The 15,066-nt window shown below is 68.8% G+C and carries 12 protein-coding genes; 4 read left to right on the plus strand and 8 right to left on the minus strand.

Annotated features, from left to right (window positions below; all coding sequences use genetic code 11):
* Positions 1–74: 74 nt before the first annotated feature.
* Together ACFOM8_RS15430 and ACFOM8_RS15435 are read right to left on the minus strand one after the other, a co-directional pair.
* Positions 75–389, minus strand: a complete 315-nt coding sequence (locus tag ACFOM8_RS15430) for an H-NS histone family protein (RefSeq protein ID WP_377762847.1) — start codon at positions 387–389, stop codon at positions 75–77.
* 144 nt (positions 390–533) lie between these two features.
* The gene (locus tag ACFOM8_RS15435; protein WP_377762850.1) at positions 534–1,349 is read right to left on the minus strand and encodes a cyclase family protein; all 816 of its coding nucleotides are present in this window, start codon (positions 1,347–1,349) and stop codon (positions 534–536) included.
* Positions 1,350–1,518: 169 nt separating this feature from the next.
* Here ACFOM8_RS15435 and ACFOM8_RS15440 point away from each other — a divergent pair, with 169 nt between their 5' ends.
* From ACFOM8_RS15440 to ACFOM8_RS15455, 4 genes are all read left to right on the plus strand, one after another.
* Positions 1,519–2,268, plus strand: coding sequence for an SDR family oxidoreductase (locus ACFOM8_RS15440; protein ID WP_377762852.1), 750 nt, complete (start codon positions 1,519–1,521; stop codon positions 2,266–2,268).
* A gap of 118 nt (positions 2,269–2,386) precedes the next feature.
* Positions 2,387–5,473 carry a response regulator gene (locus tag ACFOM8_RS15445; RefSeq protein ID WP_377762854.1) on the plus strand — a complete coding sequence of 1,029 codons (3,087 nt, stop codon included), beginning with the start codon at positions 2,387–2,389 and terminating at the stop codon, positions 5,471–5,473.
* On the plus strand, positions 5,470–6,330 hold the full coding sequence (locus tag ACFOM8_RS15450; protein ID WP_377762856.1) for a CheR family methyltransferase: 861 nt from the start codon (positions 5,470–5,472) through the stop codon (positions 6,328–6,330). The genes ACFOM8_RS15445 and ACFOM8_RS15450 overlap by 4 nt, the downstream gene beginning before the upstream one ends.
* Entirely contained in the window at positions 6,323–8,149 is a 1,827-nt protein-coding gene (locus ACFOM8_RS15455; protein WP_377762858.1) for a response regulator, read from the plus strand. The genes ACFOM8_RS15450 and ACFOM8_RS15455 overlap by 8 nt, the downstream gene beginning before the upstream one ends.
* A 164-nt stretch (positions 8,150–8,313) precedes the next feature.
* Here ACFOM8_RS15455 and ACFOM8_RS15460 read toward each other — a convergent pair whose 3' ends face one another.
* The 6 genes from ACFOM8_RS15460 to ACFOM8_RS15485 are packed head-to-tail and all read right to left on the minus strand — an operon-like array spanning position 8,314 to position 15,029.
* On the minus strand, positions 8,314–9,039 hold the full coding sequence (locus ACFOM8_RS15460; protein WP_377762859.1) for a transcriptional regulator NanR: 726 nt from the start codon (positions 9,037–9,039) through the stop codon (positions 8,314–8,316).
* 27 nt (positions 9,040–9,066) lie between these two features.
* The gene (locus ACFOM8_RS15465) at positions 9,067–10,803 is read right to left on the minus strand and encodes a hypothetical protein (RefSeq protein WP_377762861.1); all 1,737 of its coding nucleotides are present in this window, start codon (positions 10,801–10,803) and stop codon (positions 9,067–9,069) included.
* Positions 10,794–11,822 carry a Gfo/Idh/MocA family protein gene (locus ACFOM8_RS15470; RefSeq protein ID WP_377762863.1) on the minus strand — a complete coding sequence of 343 codons (1,029 nt, stop codon included), beginning with the start codon at positions 11,820–11,822 and terminating at the stop codon, positions 10,794–10,796. Before ACFOM8_RS15470 ends, ACFOM8_RS15465 begins: the two co-directional genes overlap by 10 nt.
* Positions 11,819–12,877, minus strand: coding sequence for an ABC transporter permease (locus ACFOM8_RS15475; RefSeq protein ID WP_377762865.1), 1,059 nt, complete (start codon positions 12,875–12,877; stop codon positions 11,819–11,821). Before ACFOM8_RS15475 ends, ACFOM8_RS15470 begins: the two co-directional genes overlap by 4 nt.
* On the minus strand, positions 12,874–14,406 hold the full coding sequence (locus ACFOM8_RS15480; protein WP_377762866.1) for a sugar ABC transporter ATP-binding protein: 1,533 nt from the start codon (positions 14,404–14,406) through the stop codon (positions 12,874–12,876). Before ACFOM8_RS15480 ends, ACFOM8_RS15475 begins: the two co-directional genes overlap by 4 nt.
* Positions 14,403–15,029, minus strand: a complete 627-nt coding sequence (locus tag ACFOM8_RS15485) for a DUF2291 family protein (protein ID WP_377762867.1) — start codon at positions 15,027–15,029, stop codon at positions 14,403–14,405. The genes ACFOM8_RS15480 and ACFOM8_RS15485 overlap by 4 nt, the downstream gene beginning before the upstream one ends.
* Between the last annotated feature and the right edge of the window lie 37 nt (positions 15,030–15,066).

The following is a 15,066-nucleotide window of genomic DNA, read 5'->3' on the forward strand; positions in this document are numbered from 1 at the left end:
TTCGGCGACTTTCGCCGCGCGATCCCGTTTCGGCGTAAAAAAGCAGACGGCGTCAAGGCGTTCCGTTTGCCCGATCAGATCGCGAAATCGTCCAGCGGCTTTCCCGCCTTCAGCGCCTCGATGATCCATCCCGGCTTGCGGCCCCGGCCCGTCCAGGTCATGTCGGGATTTTCCGGGTTGCGGTATCTGGCCTCGCCCTGCGGCCGTTTCGCCGGTTGGGCCGCGATCATCTCCTCCAAAGAGGAAAAGCCCGCGGCCTTCGCAATTTCGGTGGCCTTCTGAATGGCTTGCTTTTTCTGGCGGTTTTCGTAATCGGCAATGGCGGCCGCCGATTTTCTGTTGATGTCCTTCAGTTCTTCAAGCGTCAAATCGTTGTAATCGATGTCCATGGACCCTCCCGAAGCTGTCGGCCTTCGAATAGGCCAGGGATCGCCTTTTGGAAAGCCTTGTCGAATTGCAGGCGAAATGGCGTTGCAAGAAATTGCTGATGAAATTGGGCGGATCGACTTTTCCGCCGATTGAATATTGCCGCCTCAAAGCATGGCCAGAATGCGGGCGGGGCCGCCGGTGCCGCCGCGATGCTTGGGCGCGCCGATGAAGACGGTGGCGCCCGCCGGCGGAAGCTGGTCGAGATTGGCCAATCCCTCGATCCCGAAACGGCCCGACGGCAGCCAGGAATGATGCACGGCGAAATCGGCCGAGTTTCCCGGGTCCAGCGACATCGTGTCCACGCCGATCGAGGCCGCGCCCGCCTCGGCCAGCAGATCGGTTGCGCCTTTCGAAAAACCGGGAAAGGCCAGGGCTCCGTCCGGCCCGTTGCGCCAGGACGGATCGCCGATCCGGGCCGTCCAGCCCGAATTCATGGCCACGCAGGCGCCCGCGGGAATGTCGCCATGGGCCGAGATCCAGGCCTCGATGTCCCCAGGCTCGACGACGGCATTCGGATCCTCGGCCGCCCTGGCCGCGATGTCGATGACGCACAGGGGGGCGATCAGGCTTTCGGCCGGCAGGGCATCGACGGGGATCCCGTCCTCGGCGAAATGCAGCGGCGCGTCGATATGGGTGCCGGTATGTTCGAAGATCGTCAGCTTGAACAGGTGATAGCCGTCGGGATCGAAATTCTTGTCGGTCTCGTAAAGGATCCCGGGCTTGCCGTCGAAGGTGGGAAAGGCCCCGTCATAGGCGTGGGTCAGGTCCACGACCCGTCCCCTGGCCTGCGCCAGGGCGGGGCGCGGGCCCGACACACCGGCGGCGACGCCTGCCGCCGCGGTGGCCGCCGCGCCGGAAAACAGGCGGCGGCGCGACAGCATGCGGGTCTTCACGTCCTCGATCAGGCAGGCGGTGCACATGGCCGGGCTCTCCTTGGGGGGTTTCCGCCATGGAATGTCCCGCCGCCCGGACCTGTCAAGCGTCCCGCGGCGGGGCGGCCGCTTGCCGCTGGACATGACCAGTGCCGGGCTGGTTTAAGCGCAAGGGATTTGACCCCCAAGGGTCACGGTTCGTCGCAAGGAGGACGGGATGGTCAATCTTCACGGCAAGGTGGTTCTGGTCACCGGCGCCAGCCGCGGCATCGGGGCGGCCGCCGCCCGGGCCTTTGCCGAGGCGGGCGCCTTTGTGGGCCTGATGGCCCGGAACGAGGCTGCGGTGACGGATCTTGCGGCCGCGATCGGCGGCCTCGCCCTGGCCGGGGACGTGGCCAGGGCCGCCGACATGGACCGCGCCGTGGCCCTGCTGCGCGACCGCCGGGGGCGGCTGGACGTGCTGGTCAACAATGCCGGGCTGATCGGCCCGATCGCCGGGATCGCCTCGGCCGACGCCGAGGAATGGGGCCAGGCCGTCGACGTGAACCTGAAGGGGGTCTTTCACGGAATGCGCGCCGCGCTTCCGGTGATGCGCGCCGGCGGCGGCGGAACGGTCCTGACCGTCGGATCCGGCGCCGCCCATGCCCCGCAAGAAGGCTGGAGCGCCTATTGCGCCAGCAAGGCGGGCGCCTGGATGCTGACCCGCGCCCTGGATCACGAAGCGCGCGCGGACGGCATCCGCGCCATCAGCCTGTCGCCCGGCACGGTGGCGACCGACATGCAGGACGCCATCCGCAAAAGCGGCATCAATCCCGTCAGCAAGCTGGACTGGTCGGCGCATGTCCCGCCCGAATGGCCCGCCCGGGCCCTGGTCTGGCTGGCCGGTCCCGAGGGCGACGCGTTCCGGGGCGCCGAGGTGTCGCTGCGGGACGAAACGATCCGCCGCCGAATCGGCCTTGTCACCTAGGCCGCCGCTGCCCTTTGCACCGGCGGGGCGAATCGTGCGACAGGGTGGCGGAACCGCGTCCCCCGGGCCCGCGTTCGGCGCTGGCCGTTCGCGGCCAGACGGCCCCGAAGGAGAGAATGTGACGAAGACGAAAGACCTGGCGGTCATGGTCGTGATCGCCGTTGTGATGTGCGGTGTGTTCATTCTCGACCTTTACGTCCCCCTGGGAACGGCGGTCTGGCTGCTTTACATTCTTCCCCTTGCGCTCAGCTTCTCGGCCAGCCTGCCCTTGGCGCCGGTGGCGGTGGCGGTGCTGGCCTGCCTGGCGATGATCGGCGGGTTCGTTCTGGACGGGCAAAACGGCATCGACCCGCAGGTCGCGGCCACAAACCGCACCGTGGCGGGCCTTGTTTATCTGGTTCTGGGCAACATGGGCCGGACGCTGATCCGCAACCGCGAGATCCTGGCCCGGCAGGCCTGGCTGCGCGACGGGGAATCGGCCCTGTCCCTGGCGGTTCAGGGCGATCCGGCGGCGGACCGGCTGGGCCAGCAGATCCTGGCCGCGCTGTGCGACCGGATCGGCGCCCGGGCGGCGGTGGCCTATTCCGCCGCCGGCGGCGGCCTGCGCCGGCTTGCGGCCTGGGGGGTGGACCAGTCCGCCCTGGCGCAGCGCGACGGCGCCGCCGACGGCCACCTGGCACGCTGCCTGGCCGAAGGCCGGGCCGTGCATCTGACCCTGGCGCCCGGCCAGGCCCTGGGCTGGTCCTCGGGACTGGCGCGCGGGCGCGCCGCCCATGCCCTGATCGCCCCCCTGCGCGAAGGCGACCGGACCCAGGGCGTGCTGGAATTCGGCTTCGACACGCAGCCCGCGGACCGCGTGACGGAGCTTCTGGACCGGATCTCGGAACGGCTGGCGCTGGCGCTGCGATCGGTCGAATACCGCGAACGGTTGCAGGAACTGCTGGAGGAAACCCGCCACCAGGCCGAGGAGCTACGCAGCCATGCCGAGGAACTGGCCGCCAGCAACGAGGAACTGGAGGAGCAGAGCCGCGCCCTTCAGGACAGCCAGCGCATGCTGGAAAAGCAGCAGGCCGAACTGGAACAGCAGAACAGCAGGCTTGAAAGCCAGACCCGGGAACTGGAAAACCAGCGCGACGCCCTGGCCCGGTCCCGCCGCCAGATCGAGGCGAAGACGGTCGAACTGGCGCGCGAAAGCCGCTACAAGTCCGAATTCGTGGCCAACATGTCCCACGAACTGCGCACGCCCTTGAACGCGCTGCTGATCATGTCGCGGCTGCTGGCGGAAAACCGCGGCCGCAACCTGTCCGAGGAACAGGTCCGCTGGGCCGAGACGATCGAAAGTTCGGGCAAGGATCTGCTGGCGCTGATCAACGACATCCTGGATCTGTCCAAGATCGAGGCGGGCAAGCTGGACCTAGCCCCCGATACGGTCGATCCGCAGGCCGTGGCGGACAAGCTCTTGCGGTCCTTCGGGGAACAGGCCCGCGCCAAGGGCCTGGACCTGTCCGCCGAGGTCGCCCCGGACACGCCGCGGATCCAGACCGATCCCGGGCGGCTGGAACAGGTTCTGCGCAACTTCCTGTCCAATGCCCTGAAGTTCACCGAACGGGGCCGGGTCGCCCTGCGGATCGCCCCGGCGGACGGCGCGGTCGCCTTTTCCGTCAGCGACACCGGGATCGGCATCGACCCCGAACAGCAGGGGGCCGTGTTCGAGGCCTTCCGGCAGGCCGACGGCACCATCTCGCGCCGCTTCGGGGGCACGGGACTGGGGCTCTCGATCTCTCGCCAGCTGGCGGATCTGCTGGGCGGGCGGATCACGCTGGACAGCGCCAAGGGCCGCGGCAGCACCTTCACGCTGACCCTGCCCGTGGCGCCCGAAGGCCATGCCGCGGCGCAGGCGCCTGCGCCGGACGCCCGGCCCGTCCAGGCGGCGGACATCGCGGCGTCCGACGACGCGCCAGCCCCCCTGGCGGCCCTTCCTGGGCTGACGGACGACCGTGACCGGATCCGGCCCGGCGACCGCGTCATGCTGGTGGTCGAGGACGACGCCGCCTTCGCGCGCGTGCTTTACGACCTGGCGCAAGAGCTTGGCTTCCGCTGCGTCTGCGTGGACCGGGCCGACGACGCCGTGCGGGCCGCGCGGCGTTTCCTGCCCCACGGCATCGTTCTGGACATCCGCCTGCCCGATCATTCGGGCCTGTCGGCGCTGGACCGGCTGAAGCGCGACACCGCCACGCGCCATATCCCCGTTCACGTCATCTCGGCCGAGGATTGCACCCGCGAGGCGCTGGCCCAGGGGGCTATCAGCTACATGCTGAAGCCCGTGGCGCGCGACCAGCTGGAAACCGCCTTCCGCAACCTGGAACAGCGCCTGACCGGCCGCCTGCGCCGCGTCCTGATCGTCGAGGACGACCCTGCCCAGATGGAGGGGCTGCGCGCGCTTCTGGCCAGCGACGAGGTGGAAACCGTCGGCGCGGGCACCGCCGCCGAGGCCCTGCGCATCTGCCGCAGCCAAACGGTGGATTGCATCGTGCTGGACATGACGCTGCCCGACGCCTCGGGGTTCGAGCTGCTGGAACGGCTTGACGCCGACGGCACCGCCGCCTTCCCGCCGGTGATCGTCTATACCGCCCGCGCGCTCGACGAGGCCGAGGAACAGCGCCTGCGCCGCTATTCCAAGTCGATCATCATCAAGGGCGCGAAATCGCCCGAACGCCTGATCAACGAGGTGACGCTGTTCCTGCACCAGGTCGTGTCCGACCTGCCGGCCAAGCAGCGGGAAATGCTGGCCGCGTCGCTGAACCGGGACGCCCAGCTGGAAGGCCGCCGCATTCTGGTGGTTGAGGACGACATCCGCAACATCTATGCCCTGACCGGCGTGTTCGAGCCGCACGGCGCCACCGTCCAGATCGCGCGCAACGGCCGCGAAGCATTGGAGGCGCTTGGCCGGGTCAACGACGGGGCAGCGCCCAAGGTGGATCTGGTGCTGATGGACGTGATGATGCCGGAAATGGACGGGCTGACCGCCACGCGCGAGATCCGCAAGATCGACCGCTGGAAGACCCTGCCCATCATCATGCTGACCGCCAAGGCCATGGCCGAGGACCAGAACCGCTGCATCGAGGCGGGCGCGAACGATTACCTGTCCAAGCCCCTGGACGTGGACAAGCTGCTGTCGCTGACCCGCGTGTGGATGCCGCGATGAGCCTGCCGCCCGTCCCCGCCGGTCCCGCCGACGGCATCGAGCTGGACCTGTTCCTCGAAGCCCTGCACCGCCGCTGGCATTACGACTTCCGGTCCTATTCCCGCGCATCGCTGGTCCGGCGGGTGGACCTGGCGCGGGAACGGCTGGGCTGCGCCACCCTGTCGGACCTGCAAGGGCGGGTGCTGCGCGACGAAGGCGTCCTGCCCGACGTGCTGGACGCCATGACCGTGCAGGTCAGCGAACTGTTCCGCGACCCGGATTACTATCTGTCGCTGCGCCGGGGCGTTATTCCGCATCTGCGCACCTTTCCGTCGCTCAAGGTCTGGGTGGCGGGCTGCGCCGACGGCGAGGAGCTGTATTCCCTGGCGATCCTGTTCCGCGAGGAAGGGCTGTTCGACCGCACCATCTTCTACGCGACCGAGATCAACCGCCGCGCCCTGGCCCGCGCCGAGGCGGGCGTTTACCCCATCGACCGCCTGCCCGCCTTTTCGCAGAACTACCAGCGCGCGGGCGGCGCGGGAACGCTGGCCGATCACTATACCGCCGCTTACGGCCGGGTGGCCTTCGACCGGGGACTGCGGGCGCGCACGGTTTTCACCGAGCACAGCCTTGCCACCGACCAGGTGTTTTCCGAGGTGCATCTGATTTCCTGCCGCAACGTGTTGATCTACTTCGACACTCCCCTTCAGGACCGGGCCTTGGGCCTGTTCGCGGAAGGGCTGACGCGCGGCGGCTTTCTGGGGCTCGGATCGCACGAAACGCTGCGGTTCTCGTCCCATGCCGCGTCCTTCGCCGCCTTTGACGAGCCTTGCCGGATCTGGCGGCGCGTGGCCAGCCTCGAGGATGCCCATGTCTGACAGCCCCATCCGCTTCCTGATCGTGGACGACATCGCCGAGAACATTCAGGCGCTGGACGCGCTGCTGCGCCGCGACGGGCTGGCGGTCGATCACGCCCGGTCCGCCACCGAGGCGCTGGAACTGATGCTGGTCCACGACTATGCGCTGGCCTTTCTGGATGTCCACATGCCGGGCACCGACGGCTACGAACTGGCGGAACTGATGCGGTCCATCGAACGCACGCGGGGGGTGCCGATCATCTTCGTCACCGCCGCCGAACGCGACGAAACGCGGCGCTTCCGCGGCTACGAGGCCGGGGCGGTCGATTACATCTTCAAGCCCATTGATCCCGTGGTGCTGAAATCCAAGGCCGAGGTGTTTTTCCGCATCGGCCGGCAGGCCCGCGACCTGCAACAGCAGCGAGACGAAATGGAGCGGATCGCCCGCGACCGCGACAGCGCCGCCAACCGGCTGCGCGCCCATACCGACAACTCGCCCCTGGCCTTTGTGACGCTGGACCAGGATCTGACCGTCCGCGACTGGTCGCAGGGCGCCGAACGGATGTTCGGATCCGCCGCCGCCGCCGTGATGGGACGGTCCGCCCTGGACGGCGGCTGGCTGGATCCGGCGGCTGCCGCGACCCTGCGCGACTGGCTTTGCCCCGGCGACGGGGCCGCGCCGCGCCATTCCGCCGAAATTTCCCTGGGCCATGCCAGCCGGGGACCGATCCCCTGCGCCATCTACGGCTCGATCCTGATGGACGGGGGGCGCCGCACGCTGTCGCTGCAAATCCTGGACATCACCGAACGCAAGCGCGCCGAGGAGGTGCGCTCGCTGCTGATCGGGGAGCTGAACCACCGCATCAAGAACACCCTGGCCAACGTGCAGGCCATCGCCCGCCAGGGCCTGCGCCGGTCCACGGGCCTCGAGGATTTCGAGCAGAGCTTCGGCGGCCGCCTCCAGGCCTTGTCGCGCGCCCATTCGATCCTGTCGGAGTCCACCTGGTCCAACGCGCCGCTGGATCAGATGATCGACGACCAGATCCGCGTGGGCACCCTGGACGGCGACCGTCTTCGCCGCAGCGGCCCCGCGGTCCAGCTGACCCCCGACACGATGCTGCGCATGGCGCTGGCCCTGCACGAACTGGGAACCAACGCCGCCAAGTACGGCGCCCTTTCGGTGCCCGAAGGGGTGGTCCATCTGGACTGGGCGCTTGAAGGCGCGGGCATCTGCCTGCGCTGGCGCGAGTCGGGCGGCCCGCCCGTTGTTCCGCCCGCAAGGGGCGGCTTCGGATCGGATCTGATCGCCGCCGTGGCGGGGGGCGAGGAAGGCGCCGTTTCGGTGGACTGGCAACCCGGCGGCGTCGTCTGGACGATCCGCCTGCGCGAGGGCGTCGCCGCGCTGGAGGGCGAGGTTGTCCCCGTCGGCGGGCCTGCCGAACCCGCCCCCGTCCCCGCGACGGTTCTTGGCGGATGCACCGTTCTTGTGGTCGAGGACGAGCCGCTGGTCGCCCTGGACATCCGGACCGAGCTTGAGGACGCGGGCGCGGGGCCGGTCCGCATCGCCCGCACCGTGGACGCCGCCTTGTCGGCCCTGGCGGAAACCCGTTTCGACCTGGCGCTGCTGGACGGAAACCTCAAGGGCCAGCCGGTCGATGCCGTGGCCGGCCGGTTGCGTCAGGCCCGCATCCCTTTCTGCTTCGTGTCGGGCTATGGCCGTGAACACCTGCCCCCGGGCTTCGAGGATGCGCCGCTGATCCAGAAGCCCTTCGCCGCCGCCGCCCTGCGGCTGGTCCTGGCCGACCTTCTTTACGCTCCGGCCGCCCGCGCGGCGGAATGATTGCCGGGCGCGGATGCCGCCAAAGGCCGCCCTTCTCGTCGTCGCGGCCCTTGCGCCGTTTGACCGGATGCAGGCCGGGCCGCGAAGGCCCGGGGGGCCTTGGCGTCGTTTCCCGGACGGCAAGGCGATGACCTTCGCCTGAGGCAACCCAGGCGGCCCGGCCCCTATCCCGCGTGATGGCGGTAAAGCGGATTGGACCGATCCAGATGCGCCCCCATCGCCCGGACCGCGCCGTCCGCGTCGCGGGCGGCGATCAGGTCCACGATGCCGTCATGTTCCTGCAAGGTGACCTTTTCCTTGCCCGACCAGTGCAGCAGGCCGCCATGGTATTCGAACAGCCACCGCAGCATGGCCTGACTGGACGCCATCAGGATCGGGTTGGCCGAGATCTGCGCGATCCGCGTGTGAAAGGCCATGTCGGCGGTGACAAAGGCTTCGGCATCGCCGATGCGGGCGCGCTGCTCGCCGACCAGCTCGCGCAGGTCGCGCACGTCCGGCGCGGTGGCGTTTTCGGCGGCCACCCGCACCAGCCCGCATTCGAACATCCGCCGCGCCTGCTTCAGATGCTCCAACTGCTCGGGTTCGGACGACAGCAGCATCCGCGCCACGTCATCGACGCGGGCCAGCACGCTGCCCGCCGACAGTTCGTTGACGCGGCTGCGTTCCCCATGGCTGATGGTGATCAGGCCCATGGTGTGCATGTGCTGCAAGGCCTCGCGCACGGCGGGACGGCCGACGCCGAATCGCTCCATCAGGTCGCGTTCCGACGGCACCGCCGCGCCGGGGGGCAGTTCGCCGCTGGCCATCATGTCGCGCAGCCGGTCGAACACCTGGTCGGACAGCTTGCGGCGGGTGATCCGGTCGGGGCTGGCATGGGGGTCGTGTTTCATGGCGTGGCCCTTGGCTGCGGTCTTTTGTCAGGACTTAGGCGAAGGCGGGCCGCTTTGCCAGCCATAGGGATCGGGGCCGGCAGGTGTGAGATTGGCGGTCAGGACCGCATCATCAAAGGCGAGTTCCGCCCGGGTCCCGCCCACCTGCGCATGGCGCACAGCCTTGCCCGCCCGCGCGGCCAGCGCCCGCACCACCGCTGCCACCGGGCGCAGCGATCCATTGCCCCGGACCAGCCCACGCGGGCCGTAAAGCGCGGCGGGCGTCCAGACCGCCACGCCTGCGGGCGCGATCCCGGCCGCCAGTCCCAGCGTCCAGGCGGCGGCAAAGGCGCCGTCCTGGCGGGGATCGTCGTCGGTCATGCAGACCCGGTCGCGGTCCGGGTTCGGGATCGTGCGGCTGCCGTAAGGGTTCTGGCGCATCGCGATGGTGGACGGCCCAAGCCGGTAATCCCGCCTGCCGACGATCGCGCGGGCGGATGCGAGGACATGCGGCACGGCCTCCAGCGTTTCCATCACCGACAGGTCGTCGGCGGCATGGACGATGGGGCAAAGGCCGTGGGTGACGAAATCCCAGGCGTCGGCGGGCGGGCGCTTGCGGTTCAGTTCGGGAAAAAAGCTGGCCATGCCGCCGCCCAGGACCACGCCCGGGAAAGCCTTGCGGGCGGCGGCGTGGATCGCCTCCAGGGGCGGGCAGGGGGGCCAGTCCGATCCCGGCGGGGTCGATTGCCGATCCACCGCCGGGCATATCATGACGGATGCGGGTCGCAGGCCCAATGCCGCCAGATCGGCGGCATGGCCCGTGAATTCCGCGTCCAGGTCGCCGTCCGGCGGGCAGGCGGCGATCAGTTCCAGGTCATAGGCGAGACCCGGCACGGCGGCTTGCAGCGCCGCGAAGGCTTGCAGTTCCGCCAGCCCGTGACCTGCGGCAATGTCCAGATGGCACAGCACCCGCTGCGCGCCGGTCCGGCGCAGGTCGTCGGGGTTGGCGGCGGCGCGGCGGGCATCGGCGGCGGTCAGCGCCAGCGCCGTTTCGGGAAAGGCCGCGCCCGGCAGCTGCGCGCGGATCGGCGGCACCGGGGCGGCTGCCGGGGCAGGGGTCCAGGTGACGCGCACCGTCTGGCGCAACGCCTGTCCGTCGCGGATGGTGTAAGGCCATGGCAGGGCCAGAGGGCGGTTGTAGGTCTTGAAGGACGCATCGCCCCATTGGCGCTGATCCTCCATCTCGAACACGTCGCCCTCGAGCCGGCAGTCGATGCGGAGGCCGCCGGCCTGATGGGTCAGCGCCGTGATGTCCTTGAAGGGCTGCCAGGGTTCGATCAAGGTCGGAAAGCGCGCGTCCTCGACGCTGCCGTCGGGATGACCAACGCGGACGGGGGCGCCCGCCACGCCTTCGATGGGGTGCAGGACGGTGAAGCCCGCGCGGTTGGTTTCCACGCTGCCATGGGCCGTGGCCACGACCTCGGCGGTCAGGCTGCCCTCGGTCAGGGTCAGCGTGATCCGCGCATCCAGATGACCCGTGCCCATCGCGTAGCGCGCGGCATAGGTGACGCGCCCGCCGTCCACCGCCAGATCCGTGATCGCGGGGTCCACCGTGCCCCAGTCCCGGTCGCGGACCAGAAAGGACACGGCGCGGATCGCCTCGACCCCGCCGATCCGCAGGTGGCGCAACTGCCCGGCCTCCAGCGTCACCTGGGCCTCGCCCGCGCGCAGCAGTTGCGAGGGACGCGGCGGCTTGTCGGTGCCGTAGAGCGCAGTCAGGTCCATTCCGCCGCCCGCATGTCGATGCGGGTCCGGTCGGCGGCGGACCGATAGGCCGCCTCGACCAGGGCCAGCGTTTTCAGGTTGTCATGCCCCGAGGTTTCCGGCTGCACCCCCGCCCGTAGGCAATCCACGAAATGCTGCTGGATGATCTGCACGCTTTCCTGGATGTTGTGCCAGGGTTGTTCCGCCCAGGGCAGGACCGGCGGGGCCACGTCGCGGACCTGTTCGCCCGCCGTCTGGATCACCAGCCGATAACCCGCGTCCAGCCGCAGCGTGCCCCCGTCACCGTCGATCTCCAGCAGCGTTTCCGGGAAGGTCTCGGGCTGGCGGCGGGTCGCGTAAGAGCAATCGACCACGCTGGTCACGCCGCTTTCATGCTCCAGCAGCATCGTCGCCACATCCTCGCCCCGGATGCCTTGGTTGATCCGCCGGGTGGTGGCCGACAGGGTCGCCACGTCGCCGAACAGAGCGCGGGCCACGTCGAGGATGTGGATGCCCAGATCCTGGATGATGAAGCGCGGATCGGTGGCCAGATAGGGCTGGCCCGAGAACACGTCGTATCCCGACCGGAAGCTGACACGCCCGAAAAAGGGCTGGCCGATTGCGCCGCCCCGCAGCGCGTCGATGGCCGCGCGCACCGCCGACTGCCAGCGGAAGTTTTCATGCACCATCAGGGTCTTTCCCGCCGTATCGACTGCGGCGATCATGGCGCGGGCATCGGTCATCGTTCCGGCGAAGGGCTTCTGGCAGATGACGTGGACGCCCGCCGCTGCCGCCCGCTCCACCAAGGGCCGGTGAGAGGCGACGGTGGTGGCGATGTCCACGAAGTCCAGGGCTTCCGCCGCCAGCATTTCGGCCGCATCGGCATAGGGGCGGGCGCCGAAGCGGGCGGCGGTCTTGTCGCGCCGCGCCGGATCGCGGTCGCAGACGGCCACGATCTCGACGCCCTCGATCCCGGCCCAGCCGTGCATCTGGTTCTGCGCGAAGAACCCGGCTCCGATCAGCGCACCCTTCAGCATCATTTCCCCGCCTCGGCCTGCAAGGCGACCCGCGCCTGCAATTTCTGCTGCGCCTGATCGACCACCACGGCGGCGATGATGACAAGGCCCTTGATGACCGTCTGCCAAAAGGACGACACGCCCATCATCACCAGCCCGTCCGACAGAACGCCGATCACGAAGGCGCCCACGATGGTGCCGCCGATCCGCCCGCGTCCGCCCGACATCGACGTGCCGCCAAGCACCGCCGCGGCGATGGCGTTCAGCTCGAACGCCTGGCCGGTGGCGGGGTGGGACGCGACCAGTTGCGACGATATGATCAGCCCCACAAGCGCCGCGCAAAGCCCGCTGAACATGTAGACGAAGAACTTGATGCGGTTGACCTTGACCCCCGACAGCGCCGCGCCGCGTTCGTTGCCGCCCACGGCGTAGATATACCGCCCCAAGGGCGTCCTGCGCGCGATATAGGCCGCGATCCCCGCCACGACGATCAGCATCCAGATCGAGATCGGCAGGCCCAGCACTGTTCCCGCCCCGATCAGGCGGAAGGTGTCCGAGCCGTATTCGGGATTGCCGTTCAGGTTCGGAAAGGTGCGCCCGTCCGAAAACAACATCGCCGCGCCCCGGCAGACATACAGCGTGCCCAGCGTCGCGATGAACGGCGCGACGTTCAGTTTCGTGATCAGGAAGGCGTTCACCGCCCCGATCAGCACGCCCACGACCATCACGATCAGGCAGATCTCGACCGTGTTGAACTGGATCGACCAGCCGAGGCCGGGGTCGATGCCGTAAAGCACCAGCCAGCCCGCGACCATGCCGCAAAGGCCGACGATGGAGCCGACCGACAGGTCGATCCCGCCCGAGATGATCACAAAGGTCATCCCGATCGCCAGAAAGGCGTTCAGCGCCACGTGCTTCGACATGATCACCATGTTGGCCGTGGACAGGAAATTCGGCGCGGCAAAGGCGAAAAAGGCGAAAACCAGGATCAGCGCGATAAAGGTCCGGGCCTTCAGCAGCACCAGCAGAAGGTTCGCGGACCCGGCCTGCGGGGCGGGCGTGGTGGCGGCATGGGTCATGCGGCGGGTTCCTTTGCGGGGGCGTGGCCCTTGGCCGATGCGGCGATGACAAGGGTCTCGGTGGCGTCCTTGCGCTCGAACGTGGCCGTGACGCGGCCGTTCGACATGACCACGATGCGGTCGGACAATGCCATCAGCTCCTCCATGTCCGAGGTGACGAAGACGATGCCAAGGCCGTCCGCCGCCAGCTTGCGCATGGTGCGGAACACCTCGGCCTTGGCGCCGATGTCGATGCCGCGGGACGGTTCGTCCATCAGCAGCACCTTGGGTTTCGTCATCAGCGCCTTGCCGATCACGACCTTCTGCTGGTTGCCGCCCGACAGGCTGCTGACCGGGTTTTCCATGGACGCGATCTTGACCGTCAGGCGTTTCACGAAGTCGCGCACCGTTCCGCGTTCCGCGCCCAGGTTCATGTGAAAACCGGTGGTGAACGCGCCCAGGCTGGACAGGGTCATGTTCTCGCGGACCGACAGGATTTGCACCAAACCGTCGTTCTTGCGGTCCTCGGGGATCAGCGCGATCCCCGACCGGATGCGGCCGGCGACGGTTCTGGTCCGAAGCCGCTTGCCGTCCACGAAGATGCGCCCGCCCGCATGGGGGTGGCGGCCGATGACGCATTCCAGGAATTCGCTGCGGCCCGCGCCCATCAACCCGTAGACGCCCAGGATCTCGCCCGCGCGCAAGGACATGGACACGTGATCGACCGCCATGCCGCCGCCCGCGCGGGGCAGGGTCACGTCCTCGGCCCGGAAAACCTCGGGGCCGTAGGGATGGTCGATGTCCTTGGCAAAGTCGCGGGACGCCTCGCCGATCATGGCGCGGACGATCCAGTCCACGTCCACGCCCTGCATCGACCGCGCGCCGGTGATCGCGCCGTCGCGCAGCACGGTGATAAAGTCGCCGATGCGGATCAGCTCCTCCAGCCGGTGCGAGATATAGACGATGCCCACGCCCTGACGTTTCAGGTCTGCGATGACGCGGAACAGGATCTCGACCTCGGCGGCGGATAGGGCCGAGGTGGGTTCGTCCAGGATCAGGATTCGCGCGTCCTGCGCCAGGCTTTTCGCGATCTCGACGATCTGCTGCTGGCCCACGCGCAGGTCGCCCACCATGGCATCGGGGTCGATGTCGTGTTCCAGCCGCCGCATCAGCCCGCGCGTGGCCTCGCGCTGCGCGGCGGTGTCGATGTCGATGCGGCCCCGGGTGATCTCGCGGTTGATGAAGATGTTCTCGGCCACCGTCATGTTCGGGAACAGGTTCAGTTCCTGGAACACGATGCCGATTCCGTGGCGGCGGGCGTCGTCGGTGCCGTTCAGATGCACCGGCTTGCCGTCCATCAGGATCTGCCCTTCGGTCAGATGCTCGACCCCGGCGATGACCTTCATCATCGTGGACTTGCCCGCGCCGTTCTCGCCCACCAGCACGTTGATCGCGCCCATGCGCAGGTCGAAATCGACGCCCTTCAACGCGCGGGTGCCGGGATAGACCTTGGTGCCACCCCGGATCTGCAAGCCGATCGGATGCGTCATGGCAGCACGTCCAGGACGGTCGGCACCACCAGCATGGGGTCCGTGGCGGTCCGCAGCGTGGTCGCGCCCTCGAAGCGGACGGTCTTGCCGGTCAACTCGCCCTCGGGCAGCGTGATCGCGGCGTGCGCCCGGTCGTTCAGCGCGCGGGCGAGTTTCGCGAATTCGATCTGGTCGCGGTAGTCGGTGAAGACGATGAAATCCGCCGCGTCGCGCAGCGCGGTGCCCTTGATCACCGGGCCAAGCTGGATCGTCACGTCGGCCCGTCCGTCGCCGGTCGCGTCCAGCGTCAGGGTCGCCGCGCGGGATTCGCGGCTGGCCTCGACCACGGTGCCCTGGCCCTTGACCAGGAAGTTCCACGGGCTGCCTTCGGCCTGCGGGCGGACGCCATGCGCCTGCCCGGCGGAATCCAGGCCGCCTTGCAGCGCGGCGTTCAGCGCGGGCAGGTCGATGGCCTTTTCCGCCACATAGGGAACCATCCGGCTGTCATAAATCTCGGCGGCCTTGGCGGCCATGCGATCCTCGTCGGTCTGGGACGCCGCGTTCTCGCTGCCGGGTTCGGGATCGGGGACGATCTTGCAGGCGCCAAGCACGACTGCCAGCGACAGGCCAAGGATCGCGGTCATCGCGCGCATCAGCGGAACTCCGAGGGTAGGGGAAAGC

Origin of the sequence: Paracoccus angustae (assembly GCF_042648745.1) — a bacterium.
GTDB lineage: Bacteria > Pseudomonadota > Alphaproteobacteria > Rhodobacterales > Rhodobacteraceae > Paracoccus > Paracoccus angustae.